The 20,365-nt window shown below is 60.2% G+C and carries 16 protein-coding genes and 4 pseudogenes; 9 read left to right on the top strand and 11 right to left on the bottom strand.

What is annotated here, in order from left to right; genetic code table 11:
* Positions 1–106: 106 nt before the first annotated feature.
* Entirely contained in the window at positions 107–505 is a 399-nt protein-coding gene (locus tag C7411_RS39150; RefSeq protein ID WP_375792007.1) for an HlyD family secretion protein, read from the top strand.
* 109 nt (positions 506–614) lie between these two features.
* On the opposite strand, the pseudogene C7411_RS38555 reads toward C7411_RS39150, so the two are convergent.
* Both C7411_RS38555 and C7411_RS36115 read right to left on the bottom strand, forming a co-directional pair.
* Positions 615–782 (bottom strand): annotated as a pseudogene (locus tag C7411_RS38555) (NnrU family protein); the annotation flags it as partial.
* A gap of 20 nt (positions 783–802) precedes the next feature.
* On the bottom strand, positions 803–1,609 hold the full coding sequence (locus tag C7411_RS36115) for an alpha/beta fold hydrolase (protein WP_165822971.1): 807 nt from the start codon (positions 1,607–1,609) through the stop codon (positions 803–805).
* 207 nt (positions 1,610–1,816) lie between these two features.
* Here C7411_RS36115 and C7411_RS36110 point away from each other — a divergent pair, with 207 nt between their 5' ends.
* Complete coding sequence (locus C7411_RS36110) at positions 1,817–2,356, top strand: TetR/AcrR family transcriptional regulator (RefSeq protein ID WP_110388936.1); 540 nt, start codon at positions 1,817–1,819, stop codon at positions 2,354–2,356.
* A 311-nt stretch (positions 2,357–2,667) separates the two neighbouring features.
* Entirely contained in the window at positions 2,668–3,087 is a 420-nt protein-coding gene (locus C7411_RS36105; RefSeq protein WP_243413474.1) for a YciI family protein, read from the top strand.
* Positions 3,088–3,404: 317 nt separating this feature from the next.
* On the opposite strand, the pseudogene C7411_RS36100 reads toward C7411_RS36105, so the two are convergent.
* Together C7411_RS36100 and C7411_RS36095 are read right to left on the bottom strand one after the other, a co-directional pair.
* Positions 3,405–4,346: pseudogene (locus C7411_RS36100) on the bottom strand (IS5 family transposase).
* Positions 4,347–4,408: 62 nt separating this feature from the next.
* Positions 4,409–5,371 carry a LysR family transcriptional regulator gene (locus tag C7411_RS36095; RefSeq protein WP_110388935.1) on the bottom strand — a complete coding sequence of 321 codons (963 nt, stop codon included), beginning with the start codon at positions 5,369–5,371 and terminating at the stop codon, positions 4,409–4,411.
* A 156-nt stretch (positions 5,372–5,527) separates the two neighbouring features.
* Here C7411_RS36095 and C7411_RS36090 point away from each other — a divergent pair, with 156 nt between their 5' ends.
* The 3 genes from C7411_RS36090 to katG all read left to right on the top strand — a co-directional run bounded on the left by C7411_RS36090 (position 5,528) and on the right by katG (position 9,249).
* Positions 5,528–6,310 carry an SDR family oxidoreductase gene (locus C7411_RS36090; RefSeq protein ID WP_110388939.1) on the top strand — a complete coding sequence of 261 codons (783 nt, stop codon included), beginning with the start codon at positions 5,528–5,530 and terminating at the stop codon, positions 6,308–6,310.
* A 398-nt stretch (positions 6,311–6,708) separates the two neighbouring features.
* Positions 6,709–7,026 (top strand): MoaF-related domain-containing protein, encoded by a 318-nt coding sequence (locus C7411_RS39095; protein ID WP_373682777.1) that lies wholly within the window; start codon positions 6,709–6,711, stop codon positions 7,024–7,026.
* Between the two features lie 12 nt (positions 7,027–7,038).
* Complete coding sequence (katG, locus tag C7411_RS36080; RefSeq protein ID WP_110388934.1) at positions 7,039–9,249, top strand: catalase/peroxidase HPI; 2,211 nt, start codon at positions 7,039–7,041, stop codon at positions 9,247–9,249.
* An 807-nt stretch (positions 9,250–10,056) separates the two neighbouring features.
* On the opposite strand, the pseudogene C7411_RS36070 reads toward katG, so the two are convergent.
* The 5 genes and pseudogenes from C7411_RS36070 to C7411_RS36050 all read right to left on the bottom strand — a co-directional run.
* A pseudogene (locus tag C7411_RS36070) lies at positions 10,057–11,033 on the bottom strand (IS630 family transposase); the annotation flags it as partial.
* A 312-nt stretch (positions 11,034–11,345) separates the two neighbouring features.
* Positions 11,346–12,475: pseudogene (locus C7411_RS36065) on the bottom strand (IS110 family RNA-guided transposase).
* Positions 12,476–12,849: 374 nt separating this feature from the next.
* Positions 12,850–13,836, bottom strand: a complete 987-nt coding sequence (locus tag C7411_RS36060) for a zinc-binding dehydrogenase (RefSeq protein ID WP_110388933.1) — start codon at positions 13,834–13,836, stop codon at positions 12,850–12,852.
* A gap of 394 nt (positions 13,837–14,230) precedes the next feature.
* Positions 14,231–14,533 carry a YciI family protein gene (locus C7411_RS36055; protein ID WP_110388932.1) on the bottom strand — a complete coding sequence of 101 codons (303 nt, stop codon included), beginning with the start codon at positions 14,531–14,533 and terminating at the stop codon, positions 14,231–14,233.
* Positions 14,534–15,023: 490 nt separating this feature from the next.
* Positions 15,024–15,812 carry an NAD(P)H-dependent oxidoreductase gene (locus C7411_RS36050; RefSeq protein WP_110388931.1) on the bottom strand — a complete coding sequence of 263 codons (789 nt, stop codon included), beginning with the start codon at positions 15,810–15,812 and terminating at the stop codon, positions 15,024–15,026.
* An 85-nt stretch (positions 15,813–15,897) separates the two neighbouring features.
* Between C7411_RS36050 and C7411_RS36045 the strand changes: the two genes are divergently transcribed.
* Positions 15,898–16,809 (top strand): LysR family transcriptional regulator, encoded by a 912-nt coding sequence (locus tag C7411_RS36045; protein ID WP_110388930.1) that lies wholly within the window; start codon positions 15,898–15,900, stop codon positions 16,807–16,809.
* Positions 16,810–16,874: 65 nt separating this feature from the next.
* On the opposite strand, the gene C7411_RS36040 is transcribed toward C7411_RS36045, so the two are convergent.
* Together C7411_RS36040 and C7411_RS36035 are read right to left on the bottom strand one after the other, a co-directional pair.
* Positions 16,875–17,201 carry a DUF1330 domain-containing protein gene (locus tag C7411_RS36040; protein ID WP_133253759.1) on the bottom strand — a complete coding sequence of 109 codons (327 nt, stop codon included), beginning with the start codon at positions 17,199–17,201 and terminating at the stop codon, positions 16,875–16,877.
* 18 nt (positions 17,202–17,219) lie between these two features.
* On the bottom strand, positions 17,220–17,675 hold the full coding sequence (locus C7411_RS36035) for a universal stress protein (RefSeq protein WP_110388928.1): 456 nt from the start codon (positions 17,673–17,675) through the stop codon (positions 17,220–17,222).
* A 143-nt stretch (positions 17,676–17,818) separates the two neighbouring features.
* Here C7411_RS36035 and C7411_RS36030 point away from each other — a divergent pair, with 143 nt between their 5' ends.
* Positions 17,819–18,754, top strand: a complete 936-nt coding sequence (locus C7411_RS36030) for a LysR family transcriptional regulator (protein ID WP_110388927.1) — start codon at positions 17,819–17,821, stop codon at positions 18,752–18,754.
* A 181-nt stretch (positions 18,755–18,935) separates the two neighbouring features.
* A partial coding sequence (locus C7411_RS36025; RefSeq protein ID WP_243413473.1) for an MFS transporter occupies positions 18,936–20,365 on the top strand: 1,430 nt, incomplete at its 3' end.

The following is a 20,365-nucleotide window of genomic DNA, read 5'->3' as shown; positions in this document are numbered from 1 at the left end:
ATTGTTGCTGCCGTATCGGCTGCGATTGCGGTTCTGGGTCGGTCTTCGTCATCAGAAACCACCAATGACGCGTATGTGACTGCCGACTACACGGTCGTTGCGCCGCGTGTGGCCGGGCAGATCACGGAGCTGCTGGTGGAGGACAATCAGGTCGTCCATCAGGGATCGCGCCCAGGCGGCGCCGGGACAGGCGTCGGCGGCACTCGATACGGCTCGCCTGAATCTTTCATGGACACGCATCGTTGCGCCAGTCGATGGCATGGTTGGCCGGCGCTCGGTGCGCCTTGGGGCGTATGTGACTGCGGGCACCCCCATGCTTGCCGCGGTTCCATTGCAGAAGGCCTATGTCGTCGCCAATTTCCAGGAGACCCAGCTGACGTCCGTGCGGCGTGGCCAGACCGCCGATACCCATGTTGACACGTTTCCCGGCGCTGTGTTGCACGGAACCCGGCCGAATCCTCCAGGCCGTGCACGTCCGGCAATGATCGCGCCAAATGGGACGTAGCTCGTCTGTCGCTCCCAGGAGAGCCAGACGTCCGGCTGTAACCGTGCCTTCTTCCGGTCCTGCAAGGTGCCCTGACGAGGGAGAGGAGCATGATCGCCGACGTGACGATGAAGGTCCCGGCAGTCGGGTGGACGAGGATGTGCACGCCTGCCCAGATTGTAAACGACCACAGCATCGGGTGGCGGGTGACCGCGTACACGCCATGAGCCGTACCGACCAGGGCACGAGGTGCACCCGGATTCGGGAAGGCAGGATTGCCGGTGACCGATCCCGCCAGGAGGATGGATGCGATCAGAGCTAGCCTTTGAAATCGAGAATGAGCGTATTGGCAACCAGGGGCTGTTCCAACGCCACGAGATGTGCAGCACCTGAGACTTCGACATGACGTGCATTCGGTATCGTCTGCGCGATCCGGCGGCTGAAGATTGATGGCAGAACGGTGTCCTGCTCGCCGGACACGATGAGCACAGGCACCTTCAGACTGGATAGCCTGTCGAGTGCGCCGTCGCGATCCACGAGGACCGAACGAACGGTATTGATGACCGCGTTGCGGTCCCAGGATCGAAACCGGGATGCGAGATTCGCCCCAAGTTGCGGCTGATGAACTCTCGTCGCGGGCGCGAGATTGCGTGACATGATCATGTGATCGACCATCCTGTCGAGTATCGGCAGCGCAAGCAGCAGGGTGAGCAGCGTGCAATTCGCACGACTGAACCAGGTCGGTCGTTCCGCCGTGGTATTGAACAGCACCAGGCCTTTGACGCGATCAGGTATGCGCAACGCAGCGCGAGGCGCCACAATCCCACCCCAGGACGCGCCGAACAGGACGACCGGCGTGAACACGCCCATCGCGTCGAGCACCTGGACAACTGCCTCGGCGCATTCGTCCATCGTGAATGTCCGTCCCGGGCCCGGACTCAGTCCGTGACCAGGCGGGTCCACTGCCAACGTGCGCCAGCCGGCGGTCCGCAAGGCGGCGACCTGATGCCCCCACATCTGGTGATCGGTAAAGAGGCTGGGCCAGAGCAGCGCAACAGGTTCACCGCAGGCGCTTCCCTGATCGTCAACATGAATGGGGCCGAGTACGGTAGATACGGTCGACATATGAGGCTCCTGGTGAGTGCGGTTGACTCCCCGCGCGGAGGCGCGCCGGGGACGAACGCCCGCGCCGATGCAAACGGGGCTGGGTCGTCTGCCCAGCCTGGGCGCCATCCCGGCCGTGCCTCCAGCCTGCGGTGGAGATGGCCAAATCCTGCAGGATTGATTACACTGTAAACTAGAATATTCACATCATGAATAGGATCCGGTCAAGTGAAAGCGGAAACCGCACTTCGAGAGACGTTAATCGCTGCAGCACTCGGGATTCTCGCGGCCGGGGCGGAGCCGAGCCTGCGTGCGGTGGCAAGGGCCGCGGGGGTGTCGGCCATGGCGCCCTATCGGCATTTTCCTGACAAGGCAGGCTTGCTGGCCGCTGTCGCCGATCACGGTTTTCGACGCCTGGGGCGCGTCCTGAGGATCGCTGATGACCGGGACGATGCGCGTGAAGCACTGTTTGCCCAGGGCATGGCCTATGTCGACTTCGCCCGGGCAAATCCTGCCCTGTTCCGGTTGATGTATAGCGATGACTACGGCCACGCAAGCGCGGATGCAGTACGGGGAACCTATGAGGTGCTGGCAAGGCGCGTGGCCGGGATAGTGCCCGCGCATGCAGTCGCTGCAACGCTCGCGTGCCGCTCGCTGGTGCAAGGCATGGCCACGATTGCGCTGGGCGGCAGGCTAATGGCAGCGCCGGAGGACATCGCGATCGCCCTGCGGGTGTTCGTCTCCGGGCTGGGCACAGCGCGGGCGTAGGCGATTGACAGTCCGTTGAGTCAGCGCTTCCTGGTTGACCACTCCTGAATCAGGAGTCGCATTCACGACTGGACACAGGGCGCGGAAAGCGTTTTCAGTGAACTCATCCGCGGGCGAGTCTGTGCGCGAGCCGTGTCGCCTCGCCCCGTCATCAGGCCGATCCCTGGCGGTGTCCCGACCTGAAAGGGTAAAAAATTAAGATGCGACCTGTCGATTTCCCGGGCAATCAAACGTCGTGGTACTGGAGGCAGAGATTGCCTTTCAACGGGAACTGACATGCATCGTATTTTTAGGAGCGAGCAATGTGAGTGATGGTCATCATCAAGGCAACACCCGAATCCGAAGCGGGGCAAATGCCCGGCACGGAACTTCTCACGGCAATGGGCCGGTACAACGAGGAACTGGTCAAGGCCGGTGTCATGCAGGGCGGTGATGGGCTGAAGCCGAGCTCGAAAGGCATTCGCGTGAAGTTTTCCGGGAAGGATCGGACCGTGGTTGACGGTCCGTTTGCTGAAGTGAAGGAACTCATTGCCGGGTACTGGATCTGGCAAGTCGAGTCAATGGACGAGGCGGTCGAATGGGTCCGTCGCTGTCCGAACCCGATGACCGGCGAGTCGGAGATTGAAATCCGGCCTTTCTTCGAGGCCGCCGATTTCGGCGAGGCTTTTACGTCTGAGCTTCAGGAGCAGGAGGCGCGTCTGCGCTCGGAAATCGACGCGCGGACTCGCTGAACTGCGCGGACCATGCAAGGGAAGCGCCAGCGAACCCGGCTTCGGCCGGGTTTTTTGCTTCCCGGGGCCGTGCGGATCCGTCAACAGCAGTTGTCCAGGAAGCACGGACGGGGAAGCACCGCGGCAAGCCCGAATGGGCGGGATGGACGGGGCGCCGCCAACTGAAAGCGAGCGCAGCTGGCTGGAGCGGAAGAACCAGGAGGCAAGACCCAGACATGGGCTTGCGCAATGACCCTCCGATGACGGCTGGCACGCTCGTGCCTCTCAGTCCCCTTCCGTGTGACATACGGGCGCATCTGTGCCGTCGAGCGACCTCGCTACATGTACAAATTGGCCAGCGCGAGTGCAACGAAGGCGCGATTGGCGTTCTTCGCCAGACCGCGATAACGAACCTTCGTGAAACCTCACAGCCGCTTTACGACCGCAAACACATGCTCGACCCGGGCACGGATCTTCGACTTGTTGCGGTTCTTGCGACGTGCCACCTCGTCGACGATGCCCTTGTAGCGCGTGCGCTTGTTGGTGAAGTCGCGCGCTTTCGGTGCCTTCCCATGGATCAGCGCTTTCTGGCTCGCGTACGCACTGTCACCGTACACGCGTTGCTCCTCACCGTGCAGCAACTGTGGCAAGGGATGCTTATCATGCACATTCGCGGCGGTTACGGCCGCGCGATGAGCCAGCCCGCTCTGACTGTCCACGCCGATATGGAGTTTCATGCCGAAATGCCACTGCTGCCCTTTGCGCGTCTGATGCATTTCGGGGTCACGCGCCTTCGCCTTGTTCTTCGTCGACGAGGGGGCACCAATTAGTGTGGCGTCGACAATGGTGCTGCTCGTGAGCTTTGCTCCCCGCGCCTGCAGTACTTGGCCCACTTCTGCGAAGATTCGCTCGCCCAGTTTGTGTTCTTCCAACAGGTGCCGGAATTTGAGCAACGTGGTGGCGTCCGGCACCGTTTCGCTGCCAAGGTCAATGCCAACGAAGTGACGCAGGCTGAGGCTGTCATACAGCGCTTCTTCGCATGCGAGGTCGGCAAGGTTGAACCAGTGCTGCACAAAATGGATCCGCAGCATGCGCTCCAGCGCAATCGGCGGGCGACCATTGCCGCGTTTCGGATAAAACGGCTCTACCACTGCGCACAGCTGCGCCCACGGCACGATCGTGTTCATCTCATCGAGAAACGCTTCGCGCCGCGTGGGTTTGCGCTGCGCCCCGAATCCCGCGCATTGATCCACAGCCATCGCCAGTGTCAGTTGCTTCATCGTTTTTCGCTTTGGCCGTTACATGCTCACGCTATAACGCGCGACAGTCATGGACGGTGGGTTTATTCAGCTTTGCCTTCGCCCTCTGCGCCGCTGGCCTCGGCGCGATCGGCGCATGCGGATGTCCAGTCCAGCCGGGTACGCGCGCGGAGAAAATCAATAAGCGCGCGCGCCCTCGCGGGCAGGTACGTCCGGTTTGGATAAAGAAGCCACGCTGTGCCTTCAAAGTGGGCAGGGGTGATCGCATGGTCGGGCAGTAGCTCGACCAATTGTCCCACGGCAACATGAGAGGCGCACAGCCAACCTGGCATGAGGGCAGGACCAAGTCCAGCGAGCGCGAGAGCGCGTTGCGCCAACCCGTTTGACGCCGTAATCGCAGCGTCAACGACCATGCTCCTCACCAAACCAGAAGGCATGCGAACGACCCAATCGGATTGAGGCTGTGGGTGTCCGAAGAGGACGCATTTGTGGCTTTCCAGATCGCTGGGTTCGCGGACGGGGCTATTGCGGTCGAGATAGTCAGGGCTGGCGCAGACCTTGTAGGATGCGTCAAACCATTTCAGGCGGACGGCGCCCTGCGACATGTGGGGGCTCAAGCGCAATGCCAAGTCGATACGATCTGCTACCAGGTCGAGATTGAAGTCGGTGAAGACCAACTCAAGCTGGACGTCCGGATAGAGGCGCGTGAACTCCGGGATCAGCGGCAATAAGCAAATCTGGCCGAATGCGACGGACGCCGTCACGCGCAGAACGCCGGACGGATGATGCTCAAGCGATTTCAATGCATCACTTGCGGAATCTAGCTCGTCGAGCAGGTGTGAAACTCGTTCCAGATAGGCGCTTCCTGCTTCGGTTAGGCTGACATGCCGTGTGGATCGCTGAAAGAGTCTTACTCCCAGCTCGCGCTCAACGCTGTGCACAATCCTCGAGACCGAGGACGGATCCAGATCCCGTGATTTGGCAACGCTCGAGAAACTTCCCTGCTGAGCGATCTCGACCAGCAAGCGGAGATGGTCGTGGTTCATTGATGCACGTTTCGCACAAATGTCGTGAGGAATTCTGTATTTATTGGACGTTGCACATCCATATACGATGAGCCCGCTGAGATGCTACCGAGCGTCGCCGACCGTGAAACGGTCGGCTCCCCACCCTTGGCGGCAATCAATTTTCAGGAGAAGGCAATGAACGTCAACACAAGCAAGGTGGCTCTGGTCACTGGCGGCTCACGCAGTATCGGACGAGCCACCGCCCTCGAGCTCGCTCGGCTCGGCTACTTCGTAATCGTACATTATCGGGCTGATCAGAAGGCTGCCAATGCGACTCTCGACGTGATCAAGAAAGGCGGATCGGATGGATTTGCAGTTTCAGCCGACCTGACTTCGCCTGTGGGTGTGTCGCAGATGTTCGATGCGGTTGACGCGGGGCTTGCTCGTCACGGGCGCAGCAGTGTTCTTAACGTGTTGGTCAACAACGCAGGCGTGGCCGATGGTGCCCCGATCGCGGAAACGACTTCGGACCTGTTCGACAGGCAATTTACCCTGAACGTGAAGGCGGTTTTCTTTACCACGCAGGCAGCGCTGAGTCGGATGGGCAGCGGCGCGCGGATCATCAATCTGTCGAGCGTTTTGTCGAGCCGTGTGTTCGAGACGGCCAACGGCTTCGTCCCGTTCTCGGCTTATGCTGCGGCGAAGGCGGCCATCGACGCCCTGACCAGACATTGGGCGATGGAGCTTGCCCCGCGCGGGATCATCGTCAATGCCGTCGCACCAGGCCCGGTCGATACAGATATGAACGCCAGCTGGCTGCGCACCGATGACGGTCAGGCGATGATGAAAGCGGCGAGCCCTCTGGGGCGCGTCGGTCTGCCTGAGGACATCGCGGGTGTGATCGCTTTTCTGGCGAGCTCAGGATCGCAATGGACTACCGGTCAGGTGATCGACGCAAGCGGCGGATACAGACTCTGATACTTAGGTGAGCCTGATTGACGAGGACTGCCTGACCGAACGGGCAGGCAGTCCGTTTGGAATTCAAAATTCCCGTACGTCTGCTCCATCTGCGACTTGAAGTGGTGGTCCTTCGCACGGATGGACCAGGACACAGCCTTCTCGGCCAGGCGCAGCTTATTCAGAATTTGGCTTCGCAGGAAATGTGGAGCGTATCGCCGTTCTCAGGATGTCGACGCCAATCGACCTGCAAAGTCAGTCGCCTGACCGCACGCGAAATTCGTATCAATGAGTAGTTCGTAGCAATTTTAGCTGGGCCACATCGCAAGACGAAACGATATGAACATGGATGTCCTTGAGTTTTCCGGAAGAGCATTTGTCGTGACCTATGAGGGTCTTACTGCGACGAATGTCTACAGATCCGATGGGCGTTCACTAATGAGATCGCCGAAGGCGCGCTCAAGGGAAATCGTGCCACCGTCGATTTCACATGGCGCCATCTTCACGGCAAGACCTGCACCATCTCCTGGCAAGAAGCGGACGGGTCTACGGTCGTCCATATCGATGATTTCGAGGCAGGGCGATCGCTTTGCTTCTTTACTACGCCGAACGCGGAGTTCTTTCGCCTCGAAGGGGCGCTCGCTCGAGGCGCGCTGACTAAAGCGGGGCCTTCGTTTCGCTTAACCGATTGTTGTGTCCGCCACCATTGTGTGTCTCCGCGGACTTTCCCAGCCTGAAAAAGGAATGTTATGGATAGGAATACTAATGATGCCGGGAAGTGTCCGGTAGCCCATTCGCACGTCGTTCTGGGCAGCAAGTCGCTCCGTGACTGGTGGCCCAATCAGCTCAACCTCAAGGTCCTTCATCAAAACTCGTCGCTCTCCAATCCGCGTGGCGCTGCTTTCAACTACGCTGAGGAGTTCGCGAAGCTGGACTATGAGGGACTGAAGTCGGATCTGCGTGCGCTGATGACCAACTCCCAGGAGTGGTGGCCGGCGGATTTCGGTCACTATGGCGGATTGTTCATCCGCATGGCTTGGCACAGCGCTGGCACCTATCGCACCGGCGATGGACGCGGCGGCGGCGGAACCGGTCAGCAGCGCTTCGCGCCGCTCAACAGCTGGCCGGACAATGTAAGTCTCGACAAGGCGCGTCGCCTGCTGTGGCCCATCAAGCAGAAATATGGTCGCCGCATCTCCTGGGCCGACCTGCTCATCCTAACCGGAAACGTCGCGCTCGAATCGATGGGCTTCCAGACTTTCGGTTTTGGGGGCGGACGCGAAGACGTGTGGGAGCCCGATGAATATACTTATTGGGGTTCCGAAGCCGACTGGATGGCAACCGATAAGCGGTATTCAGGCGACCGTAATCTCGAGGCGCCGCTCGGCGCGACGACCATGGGTCTGGTCTACGTCAATCCAGAAGGACCGGAAGGCATCCCGGATCCGGTCGCCGCGGCTCACGATATTCGCGAAACCTTCGGCCGCATGGCGATGAACGACGAAGAAACCGTAGCCCTCATCGCCGGTGGGCATAGCTTCGGCAAGACGCACGGGGCGGGTCCGGCCAGCCATCTGGGGGCCGAGCCTGAGGGAGCCGCGATCGAGAATCAGGGCCTGGGCTGGAGTAGCAGCTTTGGCACCGGCAAGGGAGGCGACGCCATCACCAGCGGGCTCGAAGTCACCTGGACTTCCACGCCCACGCAATGGAGCATGGGCTTTCTGACGAACCTGTTCGGATACGAATGGGAACTCACCAAGAGCCCAGCCGGCGCACATCAATGGCGCCCGAAGGAAGGAGCGGGAGCGGGCACTGTGCCGGACGCGCATGACGTGACCAAGCGTCGTGCGCCGGCGATGCTGACTACCGACCTCGCGCTGCGGTTCGACCCGGCCTATGAGAAGATCGCACGGCGCTTCCTTGAGCAGCCCGATGCGTTCGCCGACGCATTTGCCCGAGCCTGGTTTAAGCTGACTCATCGCGACATGGGGCCGCGCGCTCGCTATCTCGGACCGGAGGTGCCGGCCGAGGAACTGATCTGGCAGGACCCGATCCCGACAGCTCATCATGCGCCGATCGATGCGGCCGATATCGAGGTACTCAAGGCCGATATTCTCAAGTCCGGGCTCACGGTTGCGCAGCTTGTATCCACCGCGTGGGCCGCGGCGTCAACCTTTCGCACCACCGACAAGCGTGGCGGCGCGAACGGCGCGCGGCTTCGCCTCGCACCGCAGAAAGACTGGGCGGTCAACGAGCCCGAAGAGCTGACGAAGGTCCTCAGCGCACTCGAGGCAATCGTGAGCGCGTTCAACGGCGCACAGTCGGGCACCAAGAAGGTGTCCCTGGCTGATCTGATTGTGCTCGGAGGTGCGGCGGCGATCGAGTTGGCCGCGAAGAAGGCCGGTTATGGTGTTGCCGTTCCGTTTGTCCCGGGGCGGACTGACGCTGTGCAGGAGCAGACCGATATCTCTTCCTTTTCGGTACTCGAACCATTGGCCGACGGCTTCCGCAATTATGTTGGCGCCGATAACGCAATCCCGGGCGAGCAATCGCTGGTCGAGAGGGCGCAGCTTCTGGGGTTGACCGCGCCGGAAATGACGGTTCTGGTTGGCGGCCTGCGCGTCCTTGGGGCCAATTTCGCGAATTCTCCCCATGGCGTCCTCACTCGCCGGCCGGGCGAGTTAACGAATGAATTCTTCGTCAACCTTCTCGACATGAGTACGGTCTGGGAGGCGACCCCCGGCCAACGGAACGTCTATGAGGGGCGAGACCGTAGGACGGGTGAACTGCGCTGGAGCGCAACACGGGTCGACCTCGTCTTTGGCTCGAATTCGCAGCTGCGAGCGCTTGCCGAAGTCTATGGCGAGCGTGACGCGCAGGAGCAGTTCGTCACGGATTTCGTGGCGGCCTGGAATAAAGTGACGAATGCCGATCGCTTCGATCAGGCTGTTCGAGCCTGATAAGCGCACGGGCGCGGCTGACTAGCAGCTGCGCCCGTTGAGGTTGGCTTCGCGGCAATTGCCGGCGTGTCCTTGCTTTGCCATCGGCGAGCTGAAGCTCCTCGGTGAATTTGGCGACTTATCGCTCGCCGCGCATGGAGAGCTGAAGGAGCGGCACCATGAAATTGAGAACCAAGCGTATCCGCTGGGGCATGCGCTGCCCACAGAGAAAAGAGCATGAACCCGTTCCTCGTCGCTATGACCGGTGGCGCGCAACACTTCGACCAGGTAACCTTGGTCAATATGCTGGTGCACGTGACAGTCGCCGAGGCGGGCAGACCCATACTTGCAAGCGCCGTGCGACGGACCGTCTCGCCATTGTTAGTCAGTAAGTTATCCAGACCATACGGTCGACGATGCGACCGGTCTTCTTAAGCGGACAGACGGGTGCTGCGCGCCCGAAATTGAAGCCGAGACAGTTGTGACAGCATGCCAACGCGGAACGCGACATCAGTGCGATCGAGATAGAGGTCAAGGATCTCGTCAGATAGTGAGATGTCGATCAGGTCATCCGAATAGGCCCGCCAAGATTCGGGAAGCAGTCCGTGGTTTGCGCGGGCGTGATCACGGCCCGACAGGTTGCTCTGATTTTTGAATCTCGATATTTCTCTCATGTCGATAGTTTTGCGGACCGCGCACGCTGCCTGCCAAACGTGTCGTTCGCTGTAACAGTACTCGGACACCTTCGCGAAAAATCGTGAAGAAGGGTTGAAATTCTTGGAGATAGGCCGCTTCCGCCTGCTCTGCCGAAAAACCGAGTTTCGATGCCTAGTCCGTTGAACCGGATGAATTGCACCGGATTCGCCGCGATGGATCGGAGTACTTCCATTTCAGCGGAAGCGCCTGCTTGTTGTATTGACGTATATAGCGCATGAGCTTTTTGTCGAGATCCTTGGTGCTGGTAAATACGCCACGTGCAATGACGTCGCGCTGGATGCGGGCAAACCAGTTCTCGACTTGATTCAGCCATGACGAATACGTGGGGGTGTAATGTATCGAGACCTTCGGATGAGGTCAGCCAGAAATGTTTGAACGGCGTTGGTTTTGTGGCTGCTCACGTTGTCGCAGATCACGTGAATCTCCTTTCCTCGCGGCTGGACCGATACGACCTCGGTGAGGAACGCAACAAACTGGGCGCTGGTATGGCGTGGCGCGGTTTTGCCCAGCACTTCACCGGTGGCGACATTCAATGCGGCGAACAGGCTCAGGGTGCCGTTGCGTTTGTATTCAAAGCCATGGCTCTCGGCGCGCCCGGGCGAAAGCGGCAACATCCGGTCCTTGCGATCCAGTGCCTGGATGGCTGTCTTCTCGTCCACGCAGCACACCACGGCATGCAACGGCGGATTGAGGTACAACCCGATCACGTCGGCTGCCTTCGCCTCGAAGTCGGGATCGTTGGACACCATGTGGGTATCGAGACGATGTGGCCGAATGTCGTGCTTGCGCCAGATACGTTGCACCGTCATGAAGGTCATGCCCAACTGTGCCGCCAGTTTGCGACTGCTCCAGTGCGTCGAGCCGTCGGACGGCTTACGTCGCAGCGTGTAGTCGAGCACTCTCGCTTCAAGGCCCGCCAGGTCAGGTCGCGGCGCCCGGCCTGGATGTCTGCCGTACAGGCCGGCCAAACGCTCACTGTTGAAACGCATTTGCCACGTTGTAATGAAGCGCGAATCGCAACGCAATTCCGCCATGATCGCTGCGCGCGAGGTCCCTTCGTCGAGCAGCAAGATCAACCGCGCACGCCTTCATTGGTTCAATGGACTGATATGACTTCACGAGTCAATGGGGATCGGTTTTCAGCTTCCCGAGGACATGCCGTGTGAATTTCCTGAGGGCGACGTAGCAGTAAATCTCGACGGTGGATCACACTGATATTCGCGGGTTGGCTACCGCATTACAGAGGTCCGTCCAACGAGCCTGCCGCTATCTAGTGCCGCAAATCGGATGTTGTCCGTTGCGTAGTCCACGCGCGGGTTACTCGCATGCCGGGCTACGCCGCCTTCAGGAAACTCTTCCTCCAGTGGTTAGGGTGAGGTCAAGCGGGTTCAGGTGTTGCATTACGCCGTGTGCACCTCGCGCGGTACAGCGAGCGACATCGCCAGTTGACTGATGTCCCAGATGAACCCGCTGAGTTCGCGGGCGACGGCGACCACCGCGATGTTCTTCTCCTTGCCACGGGCGATGAGCTTGCGATAACGCCGGCACAGTCGCACCTGCGCGTCCCAGGCGCGATCGATGATGGGCTTGGGGATGCCTTCATGTCGCCGCTGAATCTCGGGGCTCACACGTGCCGGGTGCCGGTAGCTCCAGGCAGCCTCGACTAACAACTTTCTTGCATAGCTGTTACCCGTCTTGGTGATGCTGCCTTGGCGCCGTTTGTTGCCGGAGGAATGTTCTGACGGGGTAACGCCGAGCCAGGCCATCAGCTGGCGCGGGTGCGCGAAGCGTGAGAGATCGCCTAGCTCGGCGAGCATGCCCACGGCCGTAGTGAACTGCACACCGCGCATGGCCTGCAGGCCGAGGACCGCCGGATAGAAGCGCCAGTTGAGGACCGCCTCGCGCAGGGCGGATTCAAGACGCTCGCATTGCGCGAGGCGGTCCTCAATCGTGCGCCGAAGCTCGTCGAGCGCGAGTTGCTGCCAAAGGTTGTCGAATGAAAACGCGCTTACCCAGCGACGGTGCGCGGCCCCCCGGTCGGCACGGCCCACATAGCGCACACCATGTGAGAGCAGGAAGGCCTTCAGGCGTTGTCGTGCACGCTTCATATCGTCTTTGGCGCTTACCCACGCACGTGCCAGATCGCGGAACGCCTCATCGTCTACGGTGGGCACGTAGACGGCCGACAGGTCGCCGGTGCGGAGCAACCGCACGAGTTTTATGGCGTCGCGCCGGTCAGTCTTGATGCGCTCGCCGGGCTTTCTGGGAATCAGTGACGGTGCGCACACCATGCAGTCAAAGCCCTTCTGCACGAGCTGACGGTAGAGCCCGTAACCGCACGGACCCGCTTCGTAGACGACGCGTATGCGGCGTGCTTTGGACTGCAGGCGTTTGCACAGGCGATCGATGTCGGTCTGCGTCGTCCCGATCCTGCCAAGCAGTTCGACCTCGCCCGAGCCGGCGCGTATGCGATCGTGATCGAGTCCTTGTGAACGTCCAGGCCGACGTATAGCGTGCTATCGTGTTCCATGCTGGCCTCCGTGCGGTAAATCGCCGGGTGTGGCACCGTCCACACCGTGCGGCTCTGGCAGTAATGCTAACCCGCGTTTGATTCCTCACGGCAGGCCAGCCGTCTACCTCACGTGAAGTCATACTGCCTAGTGTGTTGCAGCGACCGGTTGAATCCAAAGTTGACACCAGCCCCAGCGGAAGCGCCAGTTCGGGGGGCGTGAATGCCAATGTCCGTGATCTCCTTGCCGATCCGGTTAGCCACATTCACCAAAATCCACAACGAGCTCGCCGATGCAGCCGTCCGCTGTCGGCCTGCGGTCTGCAATTCTCCGCCACATAAGATTGGATTCGACTCTCTCCGTGACAGGGGGCTGTTTCCATAGATGGCGACGATCAATCCAGCGACGTCACCCATTTGCCGGACGAGCTACCGTCCTTGAGTTGGCGCAACGCCTCTGGCAGTGCCTCGAACACAAAATTCAGGCGCTCCGGCGCCAGCAGCCGGCCATCGGCGACCATTTGCAGCAGGATTTCCCCATCGACTTTCAACGCTTGGCGATCCAGCAGGCGGCCACGAGTATGAATGCTGTTGAGCGCCACTTCATGAAGCGATATCGCCGTGCTAAAGGCGGCCAGCGGTGCTGTTTCCTGGCGGTCCTGGATGCATACCAGATGTCCGTTGTAACCCAGCAGGGGAGCTAGGTTTGACGCGTGGGCGGCACTGACGGTATCGAACAGGGCATGCAGCGGGCGATCGCCGAGGGCGGCCTGCAATCTCGCCGGCCAGTCGCTGGCCTGGTAGTCAAACACCTTGACTACGCCCAGTTGCTTGAGGCGGGCGTGATGTTTTTCGCCCGCCGTAGCCCATACCCGCAGGCCTCGCTGCACCGCGAGCTGGGCGAGGTAGAAGCCGACCGCTCCACCAGCGCCGGTCACCAGCACGTCGGTGGAGGCTCCGACGGCGACCTTGGCCAGGGCCTGCCAGGCGGTGAGGGCTGGGCACGGCACGGCAGCAGCCGCAGCGTACTCAAGGTTGCCGGGAAGGTGCATCAACAGGCTAGCGTCGAGTAGGGAATACTCGGCGAAGCTGCCATCTCTGGATAGTGACTGGTGGTAGGCAACGCGGGTGCCCAGTCGCAGGTCGACGTCTTCCCCGATGGAGGCGATAGTGCCGGCGCCATCGACGCCGGGGACAGTGCCTTGGTGCCAGTCGCTATGGCCCAATTCGCAGATCTTCCAGTCAACCGGGTTGAGGGCGATTGCGCGATTGGCGACCAGTACTTGACCGGGGCCGGGTTGGGACAGCGGTTTGCGGATAAGCTGAAGACCGTCCAGGCCGGCGCCCGGAGTCCAGATCCAAGCTCGATGGCTGTGGGGCATGGGGGATTACCGAGGAGGAGCACCCCGGAAATGTAAGGGTTTGCTGTGCGGGGAAAAAGCTTCAAGCCGGCAAAGATGTCTTGATTCGAGATCAACAATAACAACGAGCGCCGCAATCTCGATGTGGAGAATATACGGACGATACACGCCGAACCGCAACTCTGGTACCGTGCCGACCGCCTCCTGCCCCACAACTCCTGGTGCGCAATCAGGCATCATCCGCCGTTCATGCAGTTATCGAGCAAGATGCCAGCTTAGCTCTCTCGAACAGTCGGGCGGCGGCACCAGGCTTCCACGCAGGATTCCAGTACCCGCATCATCGCAACCAGGATCTGCAGGGTGGCAACTGCGGACTGCCTATACGCGTTAATCCCCGCTCCTTCTGCGTCGTCATTTATTCCACGGGCGGTGTCGCAAGAAGCGCCTCTAGCCCCGTACCAAATTTAGTGGGCTCAAATTCGATAACCCCGTAGCTGACGACGTGCTCCTGATAGAACGAGTCTTCCAAGAGAACGTCGCAGAGTTCCCTCAGGCTCGCAGCTTTAGCAAGGATCACACCGCCAGTCCGCGGTAACTGCGGGCCCGAAGCTAGAAAGTGACCTGTTGCATGGCGACCGTCGAGGAAACGGCGATGCTCGTCGAGGTGAACCTCTATGGCTGACAGCGGTTGAATGTAGTTGAGAAGGACAATGAACATGGGCTATTCAAGGCCGCTTTTGCAGGAAGGAATCCGGCCAGCGCACGATTCGCCCCGTGTACCAGCTCGAAGTCCCGTTCCGGTTCGTACGCGTGACGAACGCATGCGAGCTAAATCATCCGCCTATCAGTATCCGCGCACATAGCGTAATAGCGCAGCGTTATGTGCGGAGTCGTCGCTTGTTGGCGAAACTGATTCGCTCGTGGCAGAGCAAGAGCTGAGAAACATGGAGCCAAGTACGACGGCGGCTGCGAAAACGATCCTGAACGGACTCATATCAGGGGAAGTAAGTCGAATCGGAAAAGTGCGCTGGACACGACGGCGAATGGAGTGATCCCTGCGTAGACGGTGCTCATACGTGTTGATGGGTATTCGAAGGCACTTGCCACCTACGTGAACTCGCCTATCCGCTGTCTTTGACCAAAGAACCTGCCCATGTGGCTAAACCGGACAGGTTCCTGGTTGCGGCGTGAGGTACCTTTTGCAGGCACTAGGCGGCTTCTCCTTGATGGATGGAGAAGCCGGTGGCGCCGGGTGCCTCCAGTTCGGGGCGCAGCTGCATCGTCGGGATCACATAGTCGCCAAAGTTCTGGCGACGGTAGGGGATCGGTGCGGTCGTCGCAATCGTTCGCATCCGCTCGCGCAGGCGGCTGGACACAGCAAGGAAACCTGCGTCGTCAAGGCGGTCAACCCGGTAGGCCACAAACGGGGGGAGGACGGTGTAGCCTGGATAAAACAGGATGCCGTGGTTGATCGGGAAAAGCAGATCATCGATCGGTCCGTTGATGCCACGGGCCGAATAATGCTCCTCCCAGCCACCAGCGGTCACGATGAGCATCGCCCGCTTTCCTTCGAGTTTGCCCTCGCCGTAGCGATCGCCCCAGCGTTTGTCGCTATGCTCGCCAGTACCATACGCAAAGCCGCATGCGTACACGCGGTCTACCCATCCCTTGAGGATGGCAGGCATTGTGAACCACCAGAGGGGAAACTGCAGGATCAGCGTGTCCGCCCAGAGCAGCTTCTCCTGTTCAGCCTGGACATCTTCCGTCAGGGCGTTCGCATTGAACCCCTGGGTCGATGCATTGGCAACGCGCAGGCGGGAATCCTGGTCGAGCGTCGGGAAATCGGAGCGGCTAACCTCGGATCTCCAGTTCATGGCATACAGATCCGATACGCGAACCTCGTGTCCCTGTGCTTCGAGCTCCTGGACGGCAACGTCGCGTAGTGCGCCGTTGAGGGATTTCGGCTCAGGGTGAGCGTACACGATAAGGACTTTCATCTTTCATCTCATTGATGGTGGAGCAATCAGGCTAATCACGGATCAGGTATATTGGAAATGACTTTATGCGATACCTGCTATAGCCGTGGACAATCTGAAAAATCTCGACCTGAATCTCCTGCGTACGCTCAGCGTGTTACTCGCGGAGCACAACGTCAGTCGCGCGGCAGAGCGGCTCCATCTTTCCCAGCCGTCAGTCAGCGTTCAGTTGGCAAAGCTCAGGGACGTGTTCAAGGATCCTTTGCTGTTGCCCGGGCCTCGCGGTATGCGACCCACCGCGCGGGCGGAATCGTTGCGGGAGCCGCTTGCCGTGGCGCTTGAGGCACTGAATGAGGTCATGTCACCCCAGCAGCCTTTTGACCCATCCAGCGCAATCCTTACCTGGAAGATTGCGGCGACAGATTACAGCGAGGCGACGGTCCTGCTTCCCGCACTTCCCCTGCTGCGCGAATCAGCGCCCAACGCCCGACTCAGCGTTGTGCAGGTCGCGCCCCGGCTCATCGCAAGGCAATGTGAACTTGGCGAGCTCGATCTTGCGTTTCACACGGCCGAAGAGGCGCCTGAAGGGCTGCGCCGCAGGACGTTGTTCAAGGAGCATTATGTCCTTGTCGGGCGGCCCGATCATCCGCGGCTCAAGCGACGTATCACGGTGGAGCAGTTCTGCAAACTCGATCATGTCGTCGTGTCGCCAGACGGAGGCGGATTCGCGGGCGTGACCGATGCCGCGTTGGCGCAAACAGGCCTGCACAGACGCGTCATGCTCTCGGTGCCGCATTTCACTTTCGTCAGGGACGTGCTGTCGCGCACCGATCTGGTGGCGATGCTGCCTTCGCGCCTGGTCAGCGCTGATGCTGGACTAAAGGTGGTACAGGCGCCCGTCGACGTTCCTGGATATGAGATGGTCATGCTGTGGCACGAGCGCCTGCATCGCGACCCGTCGCATCAATGGTTGCGTGAACTGATCGGGACTGCCATCAATACCGCAGGGCAACGGTGAACCATCTAGCGGGCCTGCAAGGTCAGCGCAGTCCGCACCATGGCTGAAATGATACCGACGCCAATTCAGCCGATTAGCAGAAAGCGGCTGTCGAATGCTTCGTTGCGGATTGCATGCGCCTCCGCGTATTCCGGGCTGTCGTACCACTGGCGTGCCGCCTCCGCGCTCGGAAACTGGATGATCAGCGCGTGGGTGAAATTGTCCCCCATGTGTAGATATGCGGCGGGACCGCGCGCGAGTACGTGACCGCCATGGCTGGCAACGGAGGGCCCCGCGACCGCGCTATAGTGCTCTCGCTTCTTGTTGTCTTTATCCGCCATTTCCACGACGACAAACGCTGTCATAACGTCTACTTCCTGAAAAGATAACTCCACACAGATGAGAAGGATCACGGCGCCTGCTGCGCAGGCTTACAAATCGGGGGATGTTTCAACAAGAACCGGGCAGGGTGCACGCTCGAGGACCTTGTCTGCCGTGGACGGGGCTGTCAGACGTTGCAGCCTCGACAGATGGCGGTGGCCCATGATGATCAGGTCGGCGCGAAGGCGAGTCGCGTTTTTGACGATCGCATCGAACGGGTCACCGCCGAAGAGATGGCCTTCCACTTCGAATCCCATGCGTTTGAGCGTTTCGACGGCCCCCGCAACAATCTGGCCCGCGCGTTCCGATTGCTCATTCGCGCGAGGGTAGGTCAATCCGTCGGGCTCAATGCCATGGGAATCCTCCGGGGACGTCAGATAGGCCGGATCGACCACACACATGACGTGCAACCGGGACTGGCCTGCAATGGCGGCCCGTGCGGCAAGCTGTACAACACGGTCAGCCTGCGCAGTTCCGTCCAGCGGGATGAGCAGATCGTAGAACATGGCAGAGCGCGAAAGGGGAGTGGAGCTTCGATTGTGCCCGTCGAGAGAACTTCGGAAAATGTCGTACGATGCACTTGTGCAGTGCGTCTGACGCACGATATGTCCGACGCAGGCGCTGATAGAAGTAACTATACTTTGCCGTCATGCAATCACCTGACCTTAATCTTCTGTTCGCGCTCGACGTATTGCTCGAAGAGGGTTCCGTCGTGTCCGCGGCACGCCGTATGAATCTGAGCGCGCCCGCAATGAGTCGCACCCTGGCACGCATTCGTGAAACCATTGACGACCCTATTTTTGTGAAGGTTGGGCGCAAGATGGTGCCCACGCCGCGTGCACTCGCACTGCGCGAGCAGGTCCGTCAGGCGGTGCAGGGCGCCCGCCGGCTGCTCGAGCCTGAGCGGGAGGTTGACCTGTCCTCCCTCAAACGGAATTTCAATCTGCACGCGAACGATGTCTTCATTAGCGCATTCGGTCAGGCGTTGATGGAACGGGTATGTGCCGAAGCGCCGCATGTGCTGTTGCGTTTCTCGCCGGAGCGGGAAACGGAAGACACGGTGCTGGAGGACGGCAAGGTCGATCTGTATATCAGCGCCATGCGTCCGATGGGGACGGACGTACATGTCCAGTCGCTTTTCACGACGAAATTCGTTGGGATGGCGCGCGATGAGCATCCCATCTTCGAACACGAAATCACCCCGGAACGTTTCGCGAGATACGACCAGATCAGTGTCTCCCGCCGTGGACGTGCAAGCGGCCCGATTGACGCCGCCCTGCAGCGTCTTGGTCTTTCCAGGCGTGTGTCGCTGGTGGCTCCCACATTTCATTCTGGCGTTTTCATGCTCGGGAGTTCAGACCTGATCCTGACCGTGCCCGAGCACGTTGCATGGGCCGTACGGCGGATGGGCGTGCGGGCGCGTCATTTTGAGTTGCCACTTCCGCTGGAAACGGTGGTGGTGGTTCAGGCATGGCATCCCCGATTTCAGAGCGACAGTGCGCATCAATGGCTCCGGCGTATCGTTCGCGAACTCTGCTCCGGAGAGGCCGGTGCTATACCCGGCGCGATGATGTTCTCTAGATAAGTGCGTCAGACGCACGGCAGGAGTGCAAAGATTTCAATTTTCGGATTGATCCACCGTATCTAGACTGACCGCATTCGATGTCGTCTGTGGAAGGTGAAACGGTGAAGACTTTTCCGATATCAGTTGACGCTGTCGTGGCCTCCACACGCTGCGTATGCGTGGGCCAGGCGTGGAGGCGCACGTGAGTAGCGTCGCGCTTTCGCCCGCGCCGGCCGCGTCCGCGCCGACGGCCCCTGCCGGTGGTGCTGCGCCACCCGCATTTGGTGCACGAATCCTCGTGGGCATGGCGGGGGTTCTCCTGGCCGTCGTGATCGCCCAACTGAACGATCACGTGACCGAAATCGCGATGGCCGATGTGCGTGGCGCCATGGGGATCAGTTACGACGATGCGTCATGGCTGTCCACGCTCTATCAGGTAACACAGGTTACGGCGATGATGTTCGCGCCGTGGTGCGCGACGACGTTTTCACTCAGGCGTTTTACGATTGGTGCGGTCGCCGCGTTTGCCGTGCTGGGGCTCATCTTTCCATTTGCCCCTTCCACGGCGGCACTCTTCACGTTGCGCGCATTGCAGGGATTCGCCGGTGGGTGTCTGCCACCGATGCTGATGACGGTTGCGCTGCGATTCCTGCCGCCGGGAATCAAGATCTACGGGCTTGGTGCCTATGCGCTCACGGCAACCTTCGCGCCAAATCTTGGTACACCGCTCGCGGCATTGTGGACAGAATACGTTGGCTGGCGATTCCTGTTCTGGGAGATCGCGCCCCTCGGCTTGCTGTCGATACTCATGATTGCATGGGGACTTCCGCAGGATCCCCTGCGGCTCGAGCGATGCCGCCAGTTCGATTGGCGCGGCCTGGTCCTTGGCTTTCCTGCGGTCGGAATGCTCATTGCGGCGCTGGGCCAGGGGACTCGGCTGGGTTGGACGGACTCTCCGTTGATCTGCCTGTTGTTTGTCGCTTCGGCGATCCTGCTCGTGCTGTTTCTGGTGAACGAATGGTTTCACCCGTTGCCGTTCTTCAAGATCCAGTTGCTGGCGCGCATGAATCTGACCCATGCGCTTATTACGCTTGGTGGCGTACTGCTGATCTTTGTTGCAGTCGCCGGTATCCCGGCGGCCTACCTTGCGGAAGTGAAGGGTTATCGGCCCTTGCAGAGCGCGCCTCTTTCGTTATGCGTAGCGCTGCCGCAACTGCTGGCGCTTCCCATCGTCGCGGCCTTGTGTAACGTACGTGCGATTGACTGCCGCTGGATTCTTGCCACGGGGATCGGCCTCATTGTGTTGACGTGCGGCATCGGTAGCAATCTCACATCGGACTGGACGCGCGAGAACTTTTACGTCCTGCAGATCATCCAGATATTCGCACAGCCGATGTCGGTGATTCCCATTCTCGTGCTGGCGACCAACGGGCTGGCGCCCGCCGAGGGGCCGTTTGCTTCTGCCTGGTTTAACACGATCAAGGGCCTCGCCTCGGTCGTGGGAGCTGGCGTGACAGACGGGTTCTTCACCATGCGTGAGCATTTCCATTCCAACGTACTCGTTGACCAGCTTGGCAACCGGCCACAGGTCCTGGCCGGGGCGAACGATGGATTGATCCGTGCGGCTGAGCT

Origin of the sequence: Paraburkholderia silvatlantica (genome assembly GCF_003096715.1) — a bacterium.
GTDB classification, from domain to species: Bacteria; Pseudomonadota; Gammaproteobacteria; order Burkholderiales; family Burkholderiaceae; genus Paraburkholderia; species Paraburkholderia silvatlantica.
This window is presented reverse-complemented; position numbering and strand designations above follow the sequence as displayed.